This window comes from Candidatus Poriferisocius sp. (assembly GCF_965204145.1).
Classification (GTDB): domain Bacteria; phylum Actinomycetota; class Acidimicrobiia; order Acidimicrobiales; family Bin134; genus Poriferisocius.
In genome coordinates this window covers 3,456,523-3,477,295 of the sequence record NZ_OZ241977.1, presented here as the reverse complement: position 1 = coordinate 3,477,295, position 20,773 = coordinate 3,456,523, and the positions used below count along the sequence as shown (strand labels likewise).

Genomic DNA, 20,773 nt, shown 5'->3' with positions numbered 1-20,773 from the left:
AAAATCGGGTAAACAGACATGACCATGACCGAGCCCGCCGAACAGGCCGAGGAGACCACCAGCGACAAGCTCATGGAGATCCCGGAGCGCTACGTCCCCAAGCACCTGTCCCCCTCCAGTGCATCGTCCTATCGGGAGTGCGCCCGGCGCTGGAAGTTCCGCTACGTCGACCGCCTGCCCGACCCACCCGGCGAGCCTGCGGTCACCGGCACCTTCGCCCACATGGTGCTGGAGAAGCTGATGCAAGAGCCGGAGGAGAACCGCACGGTAGACCGGGCCAAAGAACTGGCCCGCGAACTCTGGCCCAGGATGGAGAACAGCCGGGACTATCAGGGCCTGGAGTTGGATAAGCGGGGCGGCTTGGACTTCCGCATCAACGGCTGGAAGGCCATCGAGGGGCTCTGGGACCTGGAAGACCCCCGCGAGGTGAGTGTCGCCTCCACCGAGCAGGATGTGAGGGTCGAGATCAACGGGGTCCCGTTCCGAGGCATCATCGACAGGGTTGATGAAACCCAGGAGGGTTTGGTGGTCACCGACTACAAGTCGGGCAAGGCCCCCTCCGAGCGGTTCTCATCCAACTACGCCACCCAGATGCTGCTCTACGCCGCGGCGCTGACTGAGCTGGAGGGTCGCAGACCGGCCAAGGCCCAGTTGCTGTATCTCGGCCAGAAGGTGGTGGAGGTGGAGATCACCGACGACAGCCTTGCCGAGGCGGTCGACGAGCTGCGGACCACCTGGCTGGCCATCATGGAGAGCTGCATCTCCTTGGAGTTCGACGCCTCCGCCGGCCCGCTGTGCGGCTGGTGCCCCTTCGTGGCCCAGTGCCCCGAGGGAACCGAAGAGGTGCTCCACCGAGAAAAGATCGGCAAGCTGCGGTCCGATGCCCCCGCCCTTGAGCGGATCGCCCAAGCCGAAAAGGCCGGCGACTAGAGCCGAGCCAACCGCGTTCCAGCAAGTCGGCCCATCGCTGGCCGCATGAGCGCTTCCTTACGCTGGGTGGCGCGGGCCCAGTAGTGGGCGGCCTCGCCGTCGTCACCCATGTCGAAGCGGTCCCGGTCGATTCGGTCTTGGTCGGCCAGCATTGAGCCAATGCGGTCCACCATGTCCAAGTACCGCACCAGCCTCGCCACGGATTTGGCCCGGGCCGCGGCATATCCCTCCAACGCGGGAGTGACCACCGTGCGCAGGTCGTCCAGAACCGCGGCGTAGACCGCGCTGGTCCCAGTGTCGGACGGCTCGGGCACCTCGACCGGCTCCACCGCCACCCCGAGGATCTCACACAGTAGCTCCGCGGTCACCCGGCGGTGGAGGGTGGAGAACAGCATGCCCATGCCCATATCCCCGCCGGCCGCCCCGGTCACCCCAAGGCCGATGAGGTTGCGAACCTGGCAGGCCAACTGCCAGTAGCGCACCCGCTCGGCATCCACCGGGCCGTCGTACCACCCGAAGGCGGTTGCGATATCCACAAACGGGGTGAGCATGGCCCGCACCGTGATCCAGGCCAGATCCTCCATGGGATCGCCCACATGGGCCAGCTCCCAATCACACATGCCAGTGACCCGACGGCCGTCGTGCAGCACGTTGCCCGGCCCCAGATCACCGTGAACCAGCACCGCCCGCTCCGGCGGTCCGGGCGCGGTCTCAGCCAGCTGTCGCAGGCCCAGTTCTATGAGCGGATCGGGCTCAGGGCAGTGCTCCCGGTAGAGCCGGGTCCACACCGCCAGATCGTCCAGGATCAGATCATCCGGCGGCTCAAGAGCATGAAGGGCATTGACCTGCTCCATGAAGTCCTTGGCCAAAACAGGGTCGTCCAGCGGACCCGGCGACCCTTCCACGAAGTCCAACAGCAGCGCCCGCCCATCTGCGCTGACACCGCAGAATCCGGCCACCCTCACCGGCTTGTCGCTCAGCCACTGATAAGCCCGAGCCTCTCGAGCCAGGTCGTAGCCCACCGCGGAGAGCGCCGAGCTTCCCGCATCCATCCGCAAGAACCGCCGTCCCCCGTCATCCAGCGTCACCACCCACGCCTGGCGGGATGCGCCCCCCGGAATACGTACGGCATCAGCTACCCCTTGGCCGCAGCACTCTTCCAACCACGCCAACAGCTCGGGTGCCAACCCGCTCACCCAACCAGGCTAAACCCCTCCGCCTCAGGCCGCCTCGCCCACGCCCATCTAGCCCGCCCCTGTCTCGATAACAATCGGAGATCTTGTCACATATTTAGTGGAGGTTTTGTACTATAGATAGTCGATATCTTGTAATATAGAAATCGGACAGACCACCATATCCACCAAGAAGAACCATGACCCAGAACCCAAATGACTACTCGATGAGAATTGTCGACACAGAACTCGGCGAGCTGCTGGCCGACCTGAGCGCCGTCAGCCTGGATGGGCCCCGAGGCGTGGGAAAGACCACCACCGCGCTTCAGAGGGCCAACACGGTCTTCAAGCTAGACGACCCCGGCGCGCTCGAAGCGCTCGCCGCCGATCCACAACGTCTGACCGACTCACAGGGCCTGACGGTGATCGACGAGTGGCAGCTCTATCCCCCCTCATGGGATGTGGTTCGACGCGCCGTCGATGCCGATGGTCGCCCGGGCCGGTTCATTCTCACCGGGTCGGCGTCGCCTTCCACTCGCCCCACCCATTCCGGGGCGGGACGCATCGTCAGCGTGCGGATGCGTCCCATGTCCCTCGTCGAGCGGTGGTGGAATCCGGTTTTCCAGGCCCCGACGGTAAGCCTTTCGTCGCTGCTTACCGGCTCGCTTCCCGAGATTGGCGGGAACACCGAAGCCGGGCTCGATGACTACGTGGAAGCAATCACCACCGGAGGGTTCCCCGGCATGCCGCACGCGTCTCGCCGAGGCACCCGAGCCGCCCTCAACGGCTACGTGAGCCGAATCATCGACACTGATTTCGCCGATGCTGGGCGATCAATACGCAATCCAGGGGCCCTCAAGCGATGGATGACCGCCTATGCCGCAGCCTCCTCCACCACCGCCTCCTACGAGGTCATCCGCGATGCCGCCACCAGCGGGCAGGGCGACAAACCCAGCCGGCAATCCACGGCCCCGTACAACGACACGCTTGAGCGGCTTTGGGTGCTGGACCCGGTTCCAGCCTGGCTGCCCACCCGAAATCGCCTGGCCAAGTTGACCAGCGGGCCAAAGCACCAACTGGCCGATCCCGCGCTGGCGGTCGCACTGTTGGGCATCAGCGCCGACGCCCTTGTCGACGGGCAAACCGCGGGGCCGCCCATGGCCCGCGACGGCTCGCTGCTCGGCCATCTGTTCGAGTCGCTCATGGCCCTCAACCTCCGGGTATACGCCCAAGCCTCAGAGGCTTCTGTAAGCCATTTCCGCAAGCAGGGGAACACCCGGGAAATCGACTTCATCGTCGCCCGTCCCGACGACCGGATCGTCGCCATAGAGACCAAGCTCTCCCGAACGGTGAGCAGCAAAGACGTCCGCCACCTCAACTGGCTGTGCGACGAGATCGGCGGTGACCTCCTCGATGCGGCCATCATCACCACCGGACCATCCGCCTACCGCCGCAACGACGGCATCGCCGTCATCCCCGCAGCCCTACTCGGCCCCTGAGTCCTCCTAGCGCGTGAAGCCTCATCACGGCGGCTTTCGACCGGGCTAATCCTCTCCGCTGCCTGCCGCGCATTATGCGTCTACGCTCAGCACCTCGTGTTCCCACCGGGCTTCTTTGATCGGGCTGATCCCAGCCCTGACCGCTTCTTCTACTCACCACCCCGTTTGGTCACCCACATTGACGACCGAGCCATCGCTGCGGTCGGCGCCCTGTACCAGGAGTTGGGGCTCACCGGAGAGGTGCTCGATCTGATGTCGTCGTGGATCTCGCACTTCATCAACCCCCCAGATCGGCTGGTGGCCCTCGGAATGAACGAGGTCGAGCTGGCCGCCAACCCCCAGGCCCACGACTGGCTCATTCACGACCTCAACGACACCCCACGGCTCCCCTTCGACGACAACTCCTTCGACGCCGCCACCTGCTGTGTCTCGCTTGACTACCTGACCCAGCCAATCGAGGTGTTCACCGAAGTGGCCCGCGTGCTGCGCCCCGGCGGCCTGTTCGTGGTCACGTTCTCCAACCGGTGCTTCCCCACCAAAGCCATCCGAGGCTGGCTCTACGCCGACGACGCCGGACACCTAGAAATCGTGCGTCGCTATTTCGAAGCCGCCGAGGGATGGGGAAAGCCAGTGACCCGGCGCTGTATCCCCCCGGAAATCCCCGGCGACCCCCTCTACGCCGTGTACGCCGAAGCCATCTGACCGGCACCCGCGAGATCCAACAACCGCACTCCTCCACCCACAGTCGTCTACAAGTGTCACCGCCGATCTCTACCATCTGACCCATGAGCATTGAGGTGATCTGCACCCCGTATGGGCCGGCTGCCACTGAGCGGTTGGGTGAGCAGATCGCCGCGTTCAAGGACGGCGACCCGCTGGCGCCGGTCACGGTGGTGGTGCCCACCAATATTGCCGGGCTGGCAACCCGACGGGCGTTGGGGGCCACGGGCCGGGGGATTGCTGCGGTGAATTTCCTCAAGCTCTTCGACCTGGCGGAACGCCTGGCGGGGAGACAGATGGCCGATGAGCACCGCCGCAGGCCGCTATCCGAACCCGTTCTCAGCGCCAACGTGCGGATGGTGCTGAACGCTGACCCCGGCCTGTTCCGGGCCTCAGCCCGTCACCCGGCCACCGAGCAAGCCCTCGTGCGGTCGTACCGAGACTTGCGCGAGCTGTCCGATGACCAGCTCAGCGTGCTGGCCGCCCAGAGCAACCGGGCTGCCGATGTCGTCCGCATCTGCGGCCAAGTCCGAGACAAGCTAAAAGGGCGGTGGTACGACGGCCAAGACCTGAATGAGCTGGCCATCGAAGAACTGCGCTCGGGTTCGATCAGCAAAATCCTCGACGAGTTCGGCCCCGTCATCGTCCACCTGCCCCAGCGAGTCACCCGCTCCCAAGGTCGCCTCGTCTCGAGCCTGGCTCAGGTGACACCGGTTACGACAGTGGTCGGACTCACCAGAGACAACAACGTCGATCACGCGGTGCTGGAGTCCGTTGTTCGCATGGGGGGAGCCGTGGACGCCATCGCCGAGACCAGCCCACCCCACGGTCACCGGATCATCAGTACAGCCAGCGCTGACGAGGAGATTCGGGTTGCCGTCCGAGAGGTGGTCAATGCGGCCCGAGACGGCATTCCCCTCAGCCGGATCGCAGTGCTCTGCGGCGGCGGGTCGCCGGTCATCCGCCAACTTCAAAGCCACCTCCACGCGGCTCACATTCCCTTCAACGGCCCCAGCGGAATCACGCTGGCCGATTCGCTGATGGGTCGGGGACTCCTTGCGCTGTTGAATCTGGAGAGCCGCTACTTCCGCCGGGACGAGGTGTTCACCCTGCTGTGGACCGCGGCTCCTGTCGTACCCGGTGGCGATGAACCAGCCCCGGTGATGGCCTGGGAGCGGATATCGCGCCAAGCCGGCGTGGCCCGAGGCGCCGACCAGTGGACCCTTCGACTGGCTCGGCACGCTGCCCGTCTGCGGGAGGAAGCAGCAAAGGCAGAGCGAGACCCGGACGAAGCCGGATTCCGGGCTGAGCGGCTCTCCCGAGAGGCCGATCACGCCGACTCACTGGCCCAATTCATGGCCGAGTTGGTAAACCGCCTCTCCCCCGATCCCAGGCCCGCCACCTGGACCCAGTGGCACCAGTGGATCAGCGGACTGATCCACGACTACTTGGGCGATGACCAGGTCCGCCAGAGTTGGCCTGATCGTGAACGAGAAGCTGCCGGGCAGATCGACGGCATCCTCAGCCGGCTGGCCAAGCTGGACAAAATCGAGCACCATCCCCGACCCGACACCTTCCGCCACACCCTGACATCGGAATTGAGTAACCCCACTGGGCGGATCGGCCGGGTGGGCCATGGCGTGCTCACTGGGCGGATTGGCGACTCGCTGGGAATGGAGCTGGATCGGGTCATCCTGGTCGGCCTGGCCGAGGGCACCTTCCCCCACAGCCCCCTCGACGACCCGCTGCTACCAGACAGGGAGCGCAAAGCGGTCGGCGACGATCTAACCCTGCTCTCCGACCGGCTGGACGAACAGCACCGCCACCTCTTGTGCGCGCTGGCCTCAGCAGAAACTGCCACGTTGGTCTACGCCCGGGGCGACACACGACGCGCCTCCGAACAGCACCCGTCACGTTGGCTGTTGGATACCGCTTCGGCCTTGACAGGCCAAGCCGTGGACAGCACCAGCCTGGAGAGCCTCAGCAGCCACGAGTCTGCCGCCTGGTTCGAGCACATCGCCTCATTCTCGGGAAGGGTGGCGAACGCCGACTTCCCGGCCACTGATCAGGAGTTCCGCCTGCAAGTCCTGGCCCAATCCGACCACTCGTCACCGGTTGACGACCTCGTACTGGCCCGAGGCGCCGCGTTGGTCAAGGCGCGATCTTCAACCCTGTTCACCCGCTTCGACGGCAACCTGGCCGGCCTTGACACATCCGAGTTGGCTCCCGATTCCCGGTCGCCCACCAGCCTGGAGACATGGGCCGACTGCCCGATGCGCTACCTATTCCGATACGTCCTGCGGGTGCAAACCGCCGAACAGCCCGAGGAACTGCTGGAAATCTCGGCGTTGGAGAAGGGCTCGCTCATCCACGAGGCACTCGAGAAGTTCATGAAGGCCCAGATCGCCGCTGATGCGATACCGCCTCCCAGCGGGCAATGGAGCGAGCAGCAACGACTCCAGCTCGAAGACATCGGCCGAGAACTCTGCGACGAAGCGGAATCGAAGGGGCTCACGGGCGCACCGGTGTACTGGGAACACCAAAGAAACCGGATCATGGCCGACCTGAACCGCTTCTTGGACGAGGACGACCAGCAGCGCCAAGAGCTCCACGCCACCCCCATCGCCACCGAGCAGGGTTTTGGAATCCGTGGGAGCGACCTGGAGGCCATTCCGGTCGAATTACCCGGCGGCCAGCAGATCCGATTCACGGGCCAAGCCGACCGAGTAGACCGCATCCACAACCAGGGCCTGCTGGTCACCGACTACAAGACCGGCAGGGCCAACCAATACCGGAGGCTGGACGAGAGTCGAGATCACCGCGACGACTGGGATCCCGTCCAGCGGGGTACCCGGCTCCAACTCCCGGTGTACGGGCTGGCCGCCCGAGCCCACAATGGTCAACCTGGCACACCGGTGAAAGCCCAGTACTGGTTTGTCACCGACACCGGTGGCTTCCAGACCTGCGGATACTCCCTGGACGAGCGAGTGTTGGACCGCTTTGGTGAGGTCGTGGCCGCCATCGTCGATGGCATCGAGGCCGGGGTGTTCTGCGACCGGCCTGATCCAGACTCGACCGGCGGTCCCTTCAGCCAGCGCTGCGATTACTGCAACGCCGACCGGCTCGGTACCGAGGACCAACGCCGTGCCTGGGAGCGGAAGCAGGACCAAGCAGCGCTCGCCAGCTACCGCAACCTGGCCGAGCCGCCACCGGATAGCGAGGCCCGCTGACCATGCTTGTTTCCGGGCGCACCATCCGCGACAAAGCCGACCGCAAGGCCATCGAAACCGACTTGGACGCGACCCTCTTCGTGGAGGCCGGGGCCGGATCGGGCAAGACCACCGCCTTGGTCGACCGGGTGCTGGCCCTGCTTCATGCTGGGGTGGCCATGGAAAACATCGCAGCCATCACCTTCACGGAGAAGGCGGCCGATGAGTTGAAGAACCGCCTGCGCCTAAAGCTGGCTGAGTCCAAACGTCACCCCGAGGCCCTCGACCAACTGGACGGGGCGGCCATCACCACCCTTCACGGCTTCGCGCTCCGCATTCTGTCGCAGCACGCCATCGAGGCTGAACTGCCTCCTCGCATTGAAGTCAGCCCCCTCGACGCCTTCCAAGACCGCTGGGAGGAGACCCGCACCCGCCTGCTTTACAGTGCCGACCAAAAGCAGGCGCTGAGCCTGGCCCAGACAATGGGCATCAACATCGGGCACCTTCGGGGCCTCGCCCAAACGCTCGACGACAACTGGGATTTGGTGCAAGAGCGGATGGGCGCCGAGTCCCCGGCGATTGGCCCGGTAACCCTGCCCGACGTCAGCGACGTATGCCGCCAGCTTCAAGCCGCGGCTGACCTCGCCCACCACTGCCTCGATGACGACGACAAGATGCGTCTGCGGCTCGATGAGATCGGGCAATGGGCGAGTCGATTGGCTGCGGCCCTCGACGACAACGAGGAGACCACCCACGTCTTGTTCGCAACCAAGCCGCCCAGCTTCCGGGTCGGCAGACTTGGCCGGAGGGGCAACTGGCCCGACGACCACCCGCTCGATGAGGTGCGCGGCCAGGTGGGAGAACTCGAAGCAGTCGTCGATGAGGCCAAGCAGCAGATCGCCAGCGCGGTCATCGAACGGCTGGCCCTGGCGCTGGCCCAATTCACTTTGGAGGCCGCCGACGACCGCCGACGCCGGGGGGTGCTGGAGTTCCACGACCTGCTGGTGATTACCAGGAACCTGCTCCGTCACCCTCAGCACGGCAACGGAGTCCGGGCCGCGCTGGCCGTTCGCTACCAGAGGCTGCTGCTGGACGAATTCCAAGACACCGATCCCCTTCAGATCGATCTGGCCAAGCTCATTGCCACACCCCCAGAGGACACCTCAAGCTGGACCCACTTGAGGGACAGTCCTGGCCGACTGTTCTACGTGGGCGATCCCAAGCAGTCCATCTACCGGTTCCGCCGGGCCGACATCGCGCTGTTCACCGAAGCCGGGAACGCATCCACCGTCACACGGAAGTCGCTGACCCGTAATTTCCGGTCCGCCGAGCCCCTACTCACCTGGATAAATGGCGTGTTCGAGGGCTTCATGGCCCCGCCCGCCGAGCACGCTGAGCATGTCCAACCCCACTATCAGGCCCTCGACGCTGTTCGAGGCTCTCCGCCGCATGGTCCACCGGTGGCGGTGCTGAACACCGAGCATCCCAAGGCGACCAGCATGGCCACGTTGCGAGAAATCGAAGCCGACGAGGTGGCCCAGGCCATTCTGACCGCCGTCGGCCAAGGCTGGTCGGTGGGCGATGGCAGAAGTGAGAGCGGCGAAGAACTCTGGCGCTCGGCCCGGCTACAAGACATCTGCATTCTCCTCCCGTCGCGCACATCGCTGCCCCAACTGGAACCCACGCTCCAACGGCATGGCATCCCGTACCGGATCGAAGCCGGATCGCTCATTTGGGCCAGCCAAGCGATCCGGGAGGTGATGGCGACCGTCCGAGCGCTGGCCGATCCCACCGACGAGGTGGCCCTTGTCAACGCCCTGCGATCCCCGGCCTTCGGCTGCGGCGACGACGACCTGTATACCTTCAAGGTTGTCCACCAGGGCCGATGGAACTACCAGGCCCCACGGCCTGAGCCACTGCTCGCCGACCACTCAGTGGGTAAGGCGATGGACTGGCTGGCTGAGCAGCACCGCCAAGTGCGTTGGTCGAGTCCCAGCGAGGTGCTCGAGCGCATCGTGCGAGAACGGCGGCTCATGGAATCAGCTTGCTTCGGCCACCACCGGGCTCGCGATGTGTGGCGCAGCCTGCATCTTGTGATCGACCAAGCCCGGCAGTTTGAGGAGGCTGGAGGTCGCGGTCTGAGGGAGTTTATCTCCTGGGTGGAGCGCAAGATCGACGAGCGGGCCCGGGAAACCGACGTGATCTTGTCGGAGACCGACGACGACGCCGTCCGCATCACCACCGTCCACGCCTCCAAAGGCCGCGAGTTCCCCATAGTCATCCTTTCGGGCACCCACACCAAGTCACGCCCTATGACCTCCAACCTTGTGTGGCCCCGAGACGGCGGCTTCGGCGTGCGCTTCAACAACGTCCTACGGACTCAGGTCTTCGCCGAGCATCAGGAGCAAGAAGACCAGATGGACGGCGCGGAGAAGGTGCGCCTGCTGTACGTTGCCCTCACTCGGGCCAAGGATCACCTGATCGTGTCCGCTCACCGGCCTGAGTCGGATGACCTAGACGGTGATGAGAACAACTCAGAAGCATCCATGGCTGAGTTGGTGGCGGCCAACACCACCAACTTGCCGGAGGCAGAGTGGCAACCCGTGGCTTTGCTCCCAGAAGCCGGAGCCGATGGCATCCACCAGCCGGTGGATGACTGGCGCAGCAGACGGGATGCCGCGTTGGCAGCCGCCCTGCGGCCACTGGTCATGAGCGCCTCAGCTATCGCCAGCCCAGCAGAGGCTGCCGACTCGGAGGCTTACGATCTCCCAGGACTGGCCAAGGACGGGCCCAGCGACGGCGACGACCAGCGGTCGCCATGGCGCAAGGGCCGATACGGCACGAAGGTGGGCAGCGCCGTTCACGGTGTGCTGCAAACCGTGGACTTGGACGCCAGCCCCGACCGTCTCGGCCCGGTGGCTGAGGCCCAAGCCGAAGCCGAGGGTGTTTCCGAGGCCCGAAGCACTGTTCACGCCCTGGCCAAGTCCGCATTGGAGTCCCACACCGTGCGAGAGGCAGCCACCACCGAGCACTGGAAGGAGCTGTTCGTGGCCGCCCCAGTGGAAGGCACCGTGGTCGAGGGCTATATCGACCTGCTGTACCGGACTCCAGATGGCCTAGTGGTGGTGGACTACAAGACCGACTACCTCCCCGACGAAGATGTAGATGCGCTTGAAGCCAAGATCGACCGTTACCAGTATCAGTTGGCCGCCTACTCCCTGGCGGTGGAGCAGGCAGTGGGAGAAGAGGTGGCCCGCTGCGTGCTGGTGTTCGCCCGGGCCGGCCAGCAAGCGAAAGAGGAGACCATCAGCAGCGATGAACTTGCCGACGCCCAGCAAGAGGTCCTCCGAAGGCTGGCCGAGGCGGCGGCGTAAGGTTGGAGGGCGATGTTCACGTTGGTGGTGATGGCTGCGGGGCTGGGGTCGCGATTCGGCGGTACCAAGCAGCTTGCCCAGGTGGGGCCCAACGGCGAGGCATTCTTGGACTTCGCCATCGCCGACGCCGCTGCGGCGGGCGCTGATCGGGTTGTGCTCATTGTGCGCAGCGACATTGAGGCCGATGTCCAACGGCACTTCGAGGCTCGCGGCGGGCTGCCCGGCGATCTCGACGTGGCCTATGTGTGCCAAGACGAGCACGGTCCGACCCGGCCCAAGCCGTGGGGCACCGCCCACGCAGTGCTGTCGGCGGCCGAGGCGGTGGCCGGGCCGTTCATGGTGTGCAACGCCGACGACTACTACGGCCCTACCGCGTACGACGCCCTCGCCCACGCCATCCACGGGATGGCCGACGACGAGGCCGGGCTGTGCGGCTACCGCCTCGACCACACCCTTCCCGCGGAAGGCGCGGTGACCCGAGGCGTCTGTCAGGTGGACGGTGACCGTCTCACCGGGATTGTGGAACGGGAGGGCATCTCCCGAGCCGATAATCATCTCCCTGAAGACACCATCGTCTCCATGAACCTATGGGCCTTCTCTCCTACGTTCTTCGACGCCCTCGGAGACGGGTATGAACGCTTCCTCGAAGAACACCGCGACAGTCCCACCGCCGAATACCTTCTCCCCCACGCCGTGGCCACAGAAATGGAAAGGGGCGCACTCACCGTCAAGGTCGTAACCACTGAGGAGACCTGGATCGGCGTCACCAACCCCGATGACCTCAAAGTGGCACAAGCGGCCCTCAAATCCCGCTAGAGAAATGCCCGAACTCCCTGAAGTCGAGACGATCCGCCGCCAACTCGCACCTCGGCTGCATGGCCGCCGCATCCAGGATGCGCACTCCCACTGGTCAGAGAAATTCACCCCGGCCAAAGACGCAATCGGCACCACGATCCAAGCGCTGAGCCGCAAGGGCAAGTACCTGATCACCAGTCTGGACGATGGCCGAGAGCTCATCATCCATCTGGGCATGACCGGCTCGCTGGCGCTCACTCCCGAAGTTCCCGATGACCCCTACATCCGGGCCTGGTGGCAACTCGACGGCGACGAATTTTTGGCCTACCGGGACGTCCGCCGCTTTGGCCGCCTCCGTTGCATACCCGCCGGACACTACGACACCATCCCAACGCTGGCCGCCCAAGGCCCCGACGCCCTCAGCCCCGACTTCACCGCGGAGGGCTTCTATCAGGCGCTGCGCAACAGCCGCCGCCGAATCCCGACCCAGCTCCTCAGCCAGAAGCCGGTGGCCGGTGTCGGCAACATCTACGGAACAGAGGCGCTGTGGATAGCCGGAATCCACCCGGCCAAACGTCGGATCAGCCGGTCGGCCGCCACCAGCCTCCACGCCGCCCTCCTGGAGGTACTGAAGGCCGGGCTGGCCAACGGCGGCACCACACTGCGGGACTATCGCAACGCCGACGGCGGCGAGGGGCGCCATCAGAATGCGCTGGCCTGCTACGGCCGGTCAGGCCAACCCTGCCTGCGGTGCGAGACGCCTCTTCAGCATCGCGTCTACGACGCCCGCACCCTCACTTTCTGCCCTGAATGCCAGCCGCGCTAGCGTCAACCCCGGCCAGGGAGGGATGCGAATGAGCGATGAGATGACCGACGGGCAGAAGGAAGCGTTCGTCGCCAAGCTGCGTCGAGAGGTCGGGAGCACCGGAACCCCGACAACCGCTCGCGACCCGGTCAACCAGCCCATGATCCGCCACTGGTGCGATGCCATGGAGGACGCCAACCCCCTCTACACCGATCCTGATGCGGCGACCCAGGGCCCCCACGGCGACATCGTCGCCCCTCCCGCCATGCTCAACGCCTGGACCATGCCGGGCAACATCCCCCGGGTCAACGATCCCCAAGACCCCGCTTCCGGCGTGTACGCCAAGCTGGACGAAGCCGGCTATGTCGGTGTGGTGGCCACCAACTCCGAGCACGTCTACCACCGCTATCTCAAGCTCGGCGACCACCTCACCGGCGTCGTCAAGCTGGTGGATGTCTCCGACGAGAAGCAGACCGCGCTGGGCATCGGCCACTTCGTGACCACCGAAACCGAGTACCACGACCAGCACGGCGACCACGTCGGCTCCATGTTCTTCCGCATCCTCAAGTTCCGGCCCGGAATCGGCCGCACCGCCAGCGACGGGGGCGACGCCAACACCGGCGAGCGTCCGCCCCGCCCCCGCCCCAGCCGCAACCAGGACACCGATTTCTTCTGGCAGGGCAGCCGGGTCGGGGAGCTGCGCATCCAAAAGTGCCTCAATTGCGGGTACCTCCAGCACCCGCCCGGCACCCGCTGCCCCGCCTGCGGGTCCACCGACATGGGCTACATCACAGCTTCGGGCAAGGGCACCCTGTACTCCTACGTGGTGTCCCACCACCCCCGGGTGCCCTCCTTCGACTACCCGCTGAACATCGGGCTGGTGGAGCTGGAAGAGGGCGTCCGCCTCGTCACCAACATCACCGACTGCGACGCCGATCAGCTCAAGGTGGGCATGCCGCTTCAGGCCTGGCACATGCAGACCCACGAGGATGTGAGCCTGCCGGTATTCCGGCCCGCCCGAGCTCCGCGCAACCCATCCACGCTCGCCTTCGACGAGGTGAGCGTGGGCGACGAGCTCCCGCTGTGCCCGATTCCCCTCACTCCCACCCTGATCGTTTCTACCGCCATCGCATCGCGCGACTACCAAGATGTTCACCACGACCGGGACATGGCCATCAAGAAGGGGTCTGAGGACATCTTCATGAACATCTTGACCTCCAGCGGCCTCTCGGCCCGCTACATCAGCGACTGGGCCGGCCCCGACGCCGTGTTCAAGAACCTGAAGATCCGCCTCGGCGCCCCCAACTACCCCTACGACTGCATGACCATGTCGGGCTCGGTCACCGCCAAGCGAGAGTCCGATGGCGAGGACATCGTCGAAGTGTCGTTCCGAGGACAGAACAGCCGGGGACCGCACGTGACCGGAACCATCGAGCTGGCCCTGGCCCGGAAGTAGGAGAGCACCATGACCTTGAAATACGCCTACCACTCCGCCATCGCCGGCATCGGCGCCACCCCGTTCACCAAAGACTCGGGCCGCACCCCCATGGACCAGGCGGTGGAGGCCTGCCTGGCCGCTTGTGAGGACGCCGGTCTTCCCCCCGAAAAGGTCAACGGGATGGTGACCTACTCAGCCGAGCAGAACCCCGAGATCGAGGTGGCCCGCAATCTGGGTATCGAAGAGCTAACCCACTTCTCCATGGTCCACCACGGCGGCGGTGCGGCCTGCGGAGTGATCGCGGTGGCCTGCCAGGCTATCTACTCCGGGGCGGCCGACTACGTGCTGTGCTACCGCGCCTTCAACGAGCGCTCCTGGCACCGCTTCGGGGCCGGGGTGCAAGACCGGCCCGCCGGCGCCGAGGCATCTGAGGTGAGCTTCTCGTGGAGCTCGCCGTTCGGGCTGGTCACGCCAGCCTCGTGGGTGGCCATGTTCGCCACCCGCTACATGCACGAGTACGGGGCCACCACCGAGGACTTCGGCCGGGTGTCGGTGGTGGATCGGGCCTTCGCGGCCACCAACCCCTATGCCCACTTCTTCCAGCGGCCCATCACCCTGGAAGACCACCAGAACAGCCGCTGGATCGTGGAGCCGCTGCGCCTGCTGGACTGCTGCCAGGAGACCGACGGCGCGCAGGCCCTGCTGGTGACCACGGCGGAGCGGGCCAAAGACCTGAAGCAGAAGCCGGCGGTGATCGCCTCAGCCGCCCAGGGCGCCGCCGAAGACCAGCACATGATGAGGAGCTACTACCGCGACACCATCACCGGCATCCCCGAGATGGAACTGTGCGCCCGCCAGCTCTACCAGTCGAGCGGCCTGTCGGCCGACGACATCCAAACCGCCATCATCTACGACCACTTCACCCCGCTGGTGCTGCCCCAGCTCGAGGAGTTCGGCTTCTGCGACCGAGGCGAGGCCAAGGACTTCATCCGCGACGGCCACCTCGAACGCGATGGCCGCCTACCCATCAACACCAACGGGGGCCAGCTCGGAGAGGCCTATATCCACGGCCTCAACGGCATTGCCGAAGGCGTGCGCCAGATTCGGGGCACCTCGGTCAACCAGATCGACAACGTGGAAAATGTGCTGGCTACCGCGGGAACTGCGGTCCCCACCAGTGCGCTCATCCTCTCGCAGCCTCGCTGACTCCTCGAACCGCCGAGCATTCAGCGTGGCGTGTACTTCGATTGGCTTCTCCCTGCCCCTCAGCCCATTGGAATGTGTATGATCCCGGCTGACAGAATGATCCAAGACAGGACCCAACGAGAGAGGCCCAACTATGGAATTCAGCCACGACCGCTCGGGCGACACACTGGTCGTCAATGCTTCAGGCCGGGTAGACGGATCCAATGCGTCGGATTTTCTGGAGTCCCTGCAAGGTATGTTCGATCCTGGCGACCAGCGGATCATCCTGGACCTCGGTGGCCTTGAGTACATCAGCAGCGCGGGCCTCCGTGTGCTCCTGATGGCTGCCCAGAATCTCGACAAGCAGAACAAGTCCTTCAGCATCTGCTCATTGACCGAAGCGGTAGGCGATGTGTTCCGCATCAGCGGCTTCGATCAGATCATCAACGTTTTTCCATCGGTAGAAGACGCAAAACAGGGGTAAACCCTTGACCGACACCTACAAGATCCTGGTCGTCGACGACGAACCGGATCTTGAGCCCCTGATCTTGCAGCGGATGCGGCGGCAAATCCGCTCCAATGAATACGAGTTCGTATTCGCCCAAGACGGGTTGGATGCGTTGGAAAAGCTCAACGCCGACCCGACCATCGACATGGTCCTGTCCGACATCAACATGCCCAAGATGGACGGCCTGACCCTGCTCCAACAGCTCCCCGACGTCGATCCCAACCTCCGAGCGGTAATCGTCTCCGCCTACGGCGACATGGACAACATCCGCACCGCCATGAACCGGGGAGCATTCGACTTCGTCACCAAGCCCATCGACTTCGACGACCTGAAGATCACCATTAGTCGCACACTGGAGCATTTGGCCGAATGGCGGGAGGCCTTGTCGTCGCGCGACCAGCTCGTGGCCCTTCAGAACGAGCTGAGCATCGCCAGCCAACTCCAGCAGTCCATACTGCCCAATATTCCCCCGGTGACTGAAGGGTGCGAGGTCTCGGCCAACATGGAGCCGGCCCGCAACGTGGGGGGCGACTTCTACGACTACTTCAAGCTCGACGGCCAGATCGGCCTCGTGGTGGCCGACGTGTCCGACAAGGGCATTCCCGCCTCGATGTTCATGATGTCCAGCCGGACCGCGCTCAAGGGGGCGGCCATCGGCGTTCGCGAGCCAGAGAAGGTGCTGACCGAGGTCAACAACCAACTCCAGCAAGACAACCCGACCTTCATGTTCGTCACGCTGATCTACGCCCTGTTCAACCCGGACACCGGATCACTCACCTACTCCATCGCCGGCCACGACCCTCCGCTGTTGGTGAGCGCCGAGGGCACAGTCACCGAGTTGCCGCTCACCAAGGGAATCGCGGTGGGCATCGCCGCCGATGTCGTCTACACCCAGGAGTCGGTCACCTTGAACCCGGGCGACACCGTCGTGTTGTACACCGATGGCGTGACCGAGGCCATGAACGCAGACAACCAGCAGTTCGGGATGGATCGATTGGCAGAGGTGTTCGAGGGCAACCCGCCCGAAAGCGCAACAGCAGCCAATGAGGCAGTCTTCGAACACGTGCGGAATTTTGCCGGCGATGCCCCACAGTCCGATGACATCACCTGCCTCTCCCTGAGACGCCCTTGATGTCTGCCACCGCTCGCTCGCAGCCCGCCCCGAGGGGCCGCTGAAATGCAACGGTCTCTCCACCTAACCCACCCTCCGGCGGAGGGCCACCCCTCCGATGTCCTGCCGCTGATCGAGGACATGCTGAATGAGATGTCCGAAGCCGAGGAATGGCCGATGACGCTGACCATGCGCGCCAACCTGGTCTTGGAAGAGTTGGTGCTCAACACGCTCACTCACGGCGACACCAGCGGCCTGACCAAAATCGACCTCGAGCTGGAATCGAAAGACCACGCGCTCACCATCCGCCTCACCGATGACGGGTCGGCCTTCAATCCGCTCACCGACGCTCCTGCGCCCGATGTGACGCTTCCGCTTGCCGATCGCCCGATCGGAGGGTTGGGGGTCTACCTGGTGAAGACCATGGGCGAAGAGCTTGAATACCGTCGGGAGAACGACCGCAATCATCTCAAGCTCGTCGTATATCCCGAGTCGTGAGGCGTTTGGCACAAAGCAATCTGGGTAGTACGCGGCGAGCTGTCCTGGCGGTCGCCGCTGTTGGCCTCGTGCTGTCGGGGTGCGGGTCGAGCGGTTCAGGTGGCACAACCCCCGGTGCGGTCCCGACCGCGGATGCCCAAGCAACGCCAGACGCACCAGTGGCCAGCGACGTGCCCGGCGTCTTCGACGACCGGGTGGTTTTCGGACAGTCGGCGGCATTCAGCGGTCCCGCCCAAGAGCTGGGCATCAACATGAACCTGGGAATCATGGCGGCGTTCGAAGAGGCCAACCGGAACGGCGGCGTGCATGGACGCAGGTTGGAGCTCGTCACCCGAGACGACGCCTATGAGCCCGAAGCGGCCATCACCAACACCCAAGCGCTGATCAACGACGAGCAGGTGTTCTCCCTCATCGGCGCGGTGGGCACGCCGACATCTCGTTCAGCAACTCCGGTCGCAGCCGAGGCGGACATCCCCTACGTGGCTCCGTTCACCGGGGCCGGATTCCTTCGCGACGACCACTGGGAGAACATCATCAACCTCCGGGCCTCCTACGCCCAGGAGACCGAGGAGATGGTCGAACGCCTGACCACCGATTTGGGCATTACCCGCATCGCGGTGATGTTCCAGGACGACTCGTTCGGCCGGGCGGGGTACAACGGAGCGCTGGCCGCCCTCGAACGCCGGGGGATGAGCCTGGTGGCCACCGGCGTGTATCCCCGCAACACCACGGCGGTGAAATCGGGGCTGCTCGACCTGAGGCTGGGCGAACCGGAAGCGGTGATCCTGATCGGCGCCTACCAGCCCTTGGCTGCCCTCATCTCCTGGGCCCGCCACATCGACTTCGATCCCATCTTCATGACGGTCTCCTTCGTGGGGAGCAACGCGTTGGCCGACGAGCTCGGCCCCGGTGGCGAGGGCGTGTACGTCACCCAGGTGATTCCCTTCCCCACCGACCAGTCGATCCCGGTGGTGGCCTCCTATACCGCGGCATTGGCGGCCTACGACCCAGAGGCTGAACCTGGTTTTGTGTCCTTGGAGGGCTATATCGCCGGCCGAATGGCCATCGTTGGGCTTGAAGCGTGCGGTGCCGCCCTCGACCGCGACTGCTTCTTGGAGAATATCTTGGGTGCTGGCCTCATTGATATTGACGGATTCGCCATGGACTTCGGCCTAGAAGAAGACCGGAAGGTGGACAACCAGGGATCGGACGCCGTCTTCTTGACTGTGATCGATGCCAACGGCGGCTACCGGTCGGCGGCTTCACTGGGAGAGGCCACCCCGTGACCGAGTCCACTGCCCTACCGAGCGCAGAACCGGAGGCCAATACCGACGGTGCGCAGCGACCCGCGGTCCATCGCCGGATCTCCACCCAGCTGTATGCCGGGATCTTCGGCGCCGTGGCTCTGACCATCGTGGCCAGCATCGTCAGCTGGGTTTCGTTCAGCAACGTGGGCAGAAGCCAAGACCGGGTGGGCGAGGAGAGCGTGCCCAGGCTGACCAGCGCGTTCGGGCTGGCCGAGTTCAGCAACGCCTTGGTTGCCGCCGCCCCCCGCCTCACCACCGCAACGATCGAGCAGTTTCCCGCCGTCTCCCAAGAGGTCTCCTCGGCTCAGCTGGAGTTCCAATTCCGATTCGATTCCCTATCGCTGCAAATGCCCGGTGACGAGAACATCAAGAGGATCCGAGAGTCGGCCAGAACTCTGATGGCCAACATCTCGACCATTGCCGGCGACATGTCCGAGTTCCACCGCCTGACGAGCATCACCGAAGGGCTTCAAAGCGAGATTCCGGCTCTACAGGGCCAGGCCAACGACATCATCCTGCCCGCCATCGACAACCAGCTCTTCTACCAAGTCACGGGATACCGCGACTTCGCCACCGAGCCGACAGATGCCATCACCCGCACGTCGGGAGACGAGTTGCTTCTCTACCGGCATCTCAACGCGTTGCAGGCCGATGTGGCCCAGGCGTCCGCACTGATGGGGAGCGCTCTGATCTCGTCCTCGGCCGCCTTCGTGGAGCCTCTTCAGGAGAGCTTTGAGTCGACGGCCGACCGCATCGAAATCAGCCTGTCGGCTATCAGCGCCTCAGAAGTCGCTCCGGGGCTGGATTCAACAATCAACCGCCTCCTCCAGTTGGGCGTCGGCGACCAGAGCGCCTTTCGAACCTCGGCAGACCGCCTGCAAATCATCGAGCGCCAGAACATGCTGCTTGCTCAGAACCAGGCAATCGCCGTCGAACTGCTGGACGAGGTTCGCGCTCTGGTAGAGGTGGCTCGCGACGAGGCTCGCCAAGCCACTGAGAACTCTTCGCAGACAATCAGCACCGCTCGACTGCTCCTCGTGATCATCAGCGTCGTCGGCGTGATTGGAGCGGGGCTGATCAGCTGGCTGTTCGTCGGCCGCGTCCTGCTGCGCCGTATCGGGCGGCTGTCCGGTCGCATGCTGACATTGGCCAAAGGCGACTTGGAAGAAGAGATCGAGGTGGTGGGCCGCGACGAGATCGCCGAGATGGCATCAGCCTTGGAGGTGTTCCGCCGCCACGCGCTGGAAGTCCAGCGGCTGAACCTGGTGGAGCAGTTGGCCCAAGAGCTGAGCGAGCGCAACGACGAACTGCAAGAGGTTCTGGAAGAGTTGGGCCAAGCCCAAGATCAGATCGTGGCCCGGGAAAAACTGGCCGCTCTGGGCGAGGTCACTGCCGGCGTTGCCCACGAGATCCGCAACCCGCTCAATTTCATCAACAACTTCTCCGCGGCGTCGGCCGAGTTGCTGGAAGAAATGGCCGAGATCTACGAGGGGTTCACCGACGACATGTCCGATGAGGACAAAGACCTCATCGAGGAGATCAACCAAGACCTGAACGACAACCTCCAGCGCATCCAATCGCACGGAAAGCGGGCCAACCGGATCGTTCAAGACATGCTGTTGATGGGCCGAGGCGGGGGCGAGACCCAGATGACCGACATCAACGACCTCATCCACGAGCATTCCCTGCTGGCCTTCCACAGCGCCCGAGCCCAGGATCCCGACTTCATCGTCACCCTTGAAGAGGAGTTCGACCCGGAAATGGGGCAGCTGGAGGTCGTTCCCCAAGATTTGGGGAGAGTGTTCTTGAATTTCGTGGCCAACGCGGGTTACGCCACCAACAAGAAGCAAAAGGAATTGGCGGAAGCGGGCACAGTGGGGGACTTCAGGCCCACCATCTTGTTGAAGAGCCGCCGTACCGACGAGAGCGCCATTCTCAGCGTGCGAGACAACGGCAGTGGGATTCCCCCGGATGTGGCCGCGAAGATCTTCGACCCGTTCTTCACCACCAAGCCCACCAACGAGGGCACCGGACTGGGCCTGGCGCTGTCCAACGACATCATCCGCGAGCACGGTGGCACCATTACCGTCAATTCCGAACCGGGCGAGTTCACCGAGATGGTGGTGGAGCTGCCCCTGACCCGCGCCAAGATCGCCCCCCTTCCTGAAAACGATGAAGGCGGCGACGGCGACAACGAAGACGGCGAAGAGGCCTAGGCCGTC

Annotated in this window: 15 protein-coding genes; 14 read left to right on the top strand and 1 reads right to left on the bottom strand. The window is 64.5% G+C overall.

The annotated features are described in order from the left end of the window. Positions 1–18: 18 nt before the first annotated feature. Positions 19–930: a RecB family exonuclease gene (locus ACOGI7_RS16275; protein ID WP_419849787.1), complete on the top strand. Its 912-nt coding sequence runs from the start codon at positions 19–21 to the stop codon at positions 928–930. Here the strand turns inward: ACOGI7_RS16275 and ACOGI7_RS16270 are convergent. Further along, positions 927–2,126, bottom strand: a complete 1,200-nt coding sequence (locus ACOGI7_RS16270) for a phosphotransferase family protein (RefSeq protein WP_419849786.1) — start codon at positions 2,124–2,126, stop codon at positions 927–929. The two genes, ACOGI7_RS16275 and ACOGI7_RS16270, sit on opposite strands and share 4 nt — an antisense overlap. A 176-nt stretch (positions 2,127–2,302) precedes the next feature. Here ACOGI7_RS16270 and ACOGI7_RS16265 point away from each other — a divergent pair, with 176 nt between their 5' ends. The 13 genes from ACOGI7_RS16265 (at position 2,303) to ACOGI7_RS16205 (ending at position 20,767) form a co-directional block, all read left to right on the top strand. Further along, positions 2,303–3,601 (top strand): ATP-binding protein, encoded by a 1,299-nt coding sequence (locus ACOGI7_RS16265; protein ID WP_419849785.1) that lies wholly within the window; start codon positions 2,303–2,305, stop codon positions 3,599–3,601. 96 nt (positions 3,602–3,697) lie between these two features. Beyond that, positions 3,698–4,303, top strand: a complete 606-nt coding sequence (locus ACOGI7_RS16260; protein WP_419849784.1) for a class I SAM-dependent methyltransferase — start codon at positions 3,698–3,700, stop codon at positions 4,301–4,303. An 83-nt stretch (positions 4,304–4,386) separates the two neighbouring features. Continuing rightward, positions 4,387–7,551, top strand: a complete 3,165-nt coding sequence (locus ACOGI7_RS16255) for a PD-(D/E)XK nuclease family protein (protein WP_419849783.1) — start codon at positions 4,387–4,389, stop codon at positions 7,549–7,551. Positions 7,552–7,553: 2 nt separating this feature from the next. After that, the gene (locus ACOGI7_RS16250; RefSeq protein WP_419849782.1) at positions 7,554–10,904 is read left to right on the top strand and encodes a UvrD-helicase domain-containing protein; all 3,351 of its coding nucleotides are present in this window, start codon (positions 7,554–7,556) and stop codon (positions 10,902–10,904) included. A gap of 12 nt (positions 10,905–10,916) precedes the next feature. Next, a complete protein-coding gene (locus ACOGI7_RS16245) occupies positions 10,917–11,720 on the top strand; it encodes a nucleotidyltransferase family protein (RefSeq protein ID WP_419849781.1) in 804 nt (267 codons plus the stop codon). Positions 11,721–11,724: 4 nt separating this feature from the next. Then, positions 11,725–12,525, top strand: coding sequence for a bifunctional DNA-formamidopyrimidine glycosylase/DNA-(apurinic or apyrimidinic site) lyase (mutM, locus tag ACOGI7_RS16240; RefSeq protein WP_419849780.1), 801 nt, complete (start codon positions 11,725–11,727; stop codon positions 12,523–12,525). Between the two features lie 28 nt (positions 12,526–12,553). After that, complete coding sequence (locus tag ACOGI7_RS16235; protein WP_419849779.1) at positions 12,554–13,960, top strand: FAS1-like dehydratase domain-containing protein; 1,407 nt, start codon at positions 12,554–12,556, stop codon at positions 13,958–13,960. Between the two features lie 9 nt (positions 13,961–13,969). Continuing rightward, a complete protein-coding gene (locus ACOGI7_RS16230; RefSeq protein WP_419849778.1) occupies positions 13,970–15,148 on the top strand; it encodes a lipid-transfer protein in 1,179 nt (392 codons plus the stop codon). Positions 15,149–15,281: 133 nt separating this feature from the next. Further along, on the top strand, positions 15,282–15,611 hold the full coding sequence (locus ACOGI7_RS16225) for an STAS domain-containing protein (RefSeq protein WP_419849777.1): 330 nt from the start codon (positions 15,282–15,284) through the stop codon (positions 15,609–15,611). 4 nt (positions 15,612–15,615) lie between these two features. After that, complete coding sequence (locus tag ACOGI7_RS16220) at positions 15,616–16,767, top strand: PP2C family protein-serine/threonine phosphatase (protein WP_419849776.1); 1,152 nt, start codon at positions 15,616–15,618, stop codon at positions 16,765–16,767. Positions 16,768–16,812: 45 nt separating this feature from the next. Then, a complete protein-coding gene (locus ACOGI7_RS16215) occupies positions 16,813–17,244 on the top strand; it encodes an ATP-binding protein (RefSeq protein ID WP_419849775.1) in 432 nt (143 codons plus the stop codon). A 158-nt stretch (positions 17,245–17,402) separates the two neighbouring features. Then, the gene (locus tag ACOGI7_RS16210; RefSeq protein WP_419849774.1) at positions 17,403–18,530 is read left to right on the top strand and encodes an ABC transporter substrate-binding protein; all 1,128 of its coding nucleotides are present in this window, start codon (positions 17,403–17,405) and stop codon (positions 18,528–18,530) included. Beyond that, positions 18,527–20,767 (top strand): sensor histidine kinase, encoded by a 2,241-nt coding sequence (locus tag ACOGI7_RS16205; RefSeq protein WP_419849773.1) that lies wholly within the window; start codon positions 18,527–18,529, stop codon positions 20,765–20,767. The genes ACOGI7_RS16210 and ACOGI7_RS16205 overlap by 4 nt, the downstream gene beginning before the upstream one ends. Positions 20,768–20,773: the final 6 nt, after the last annotated feature.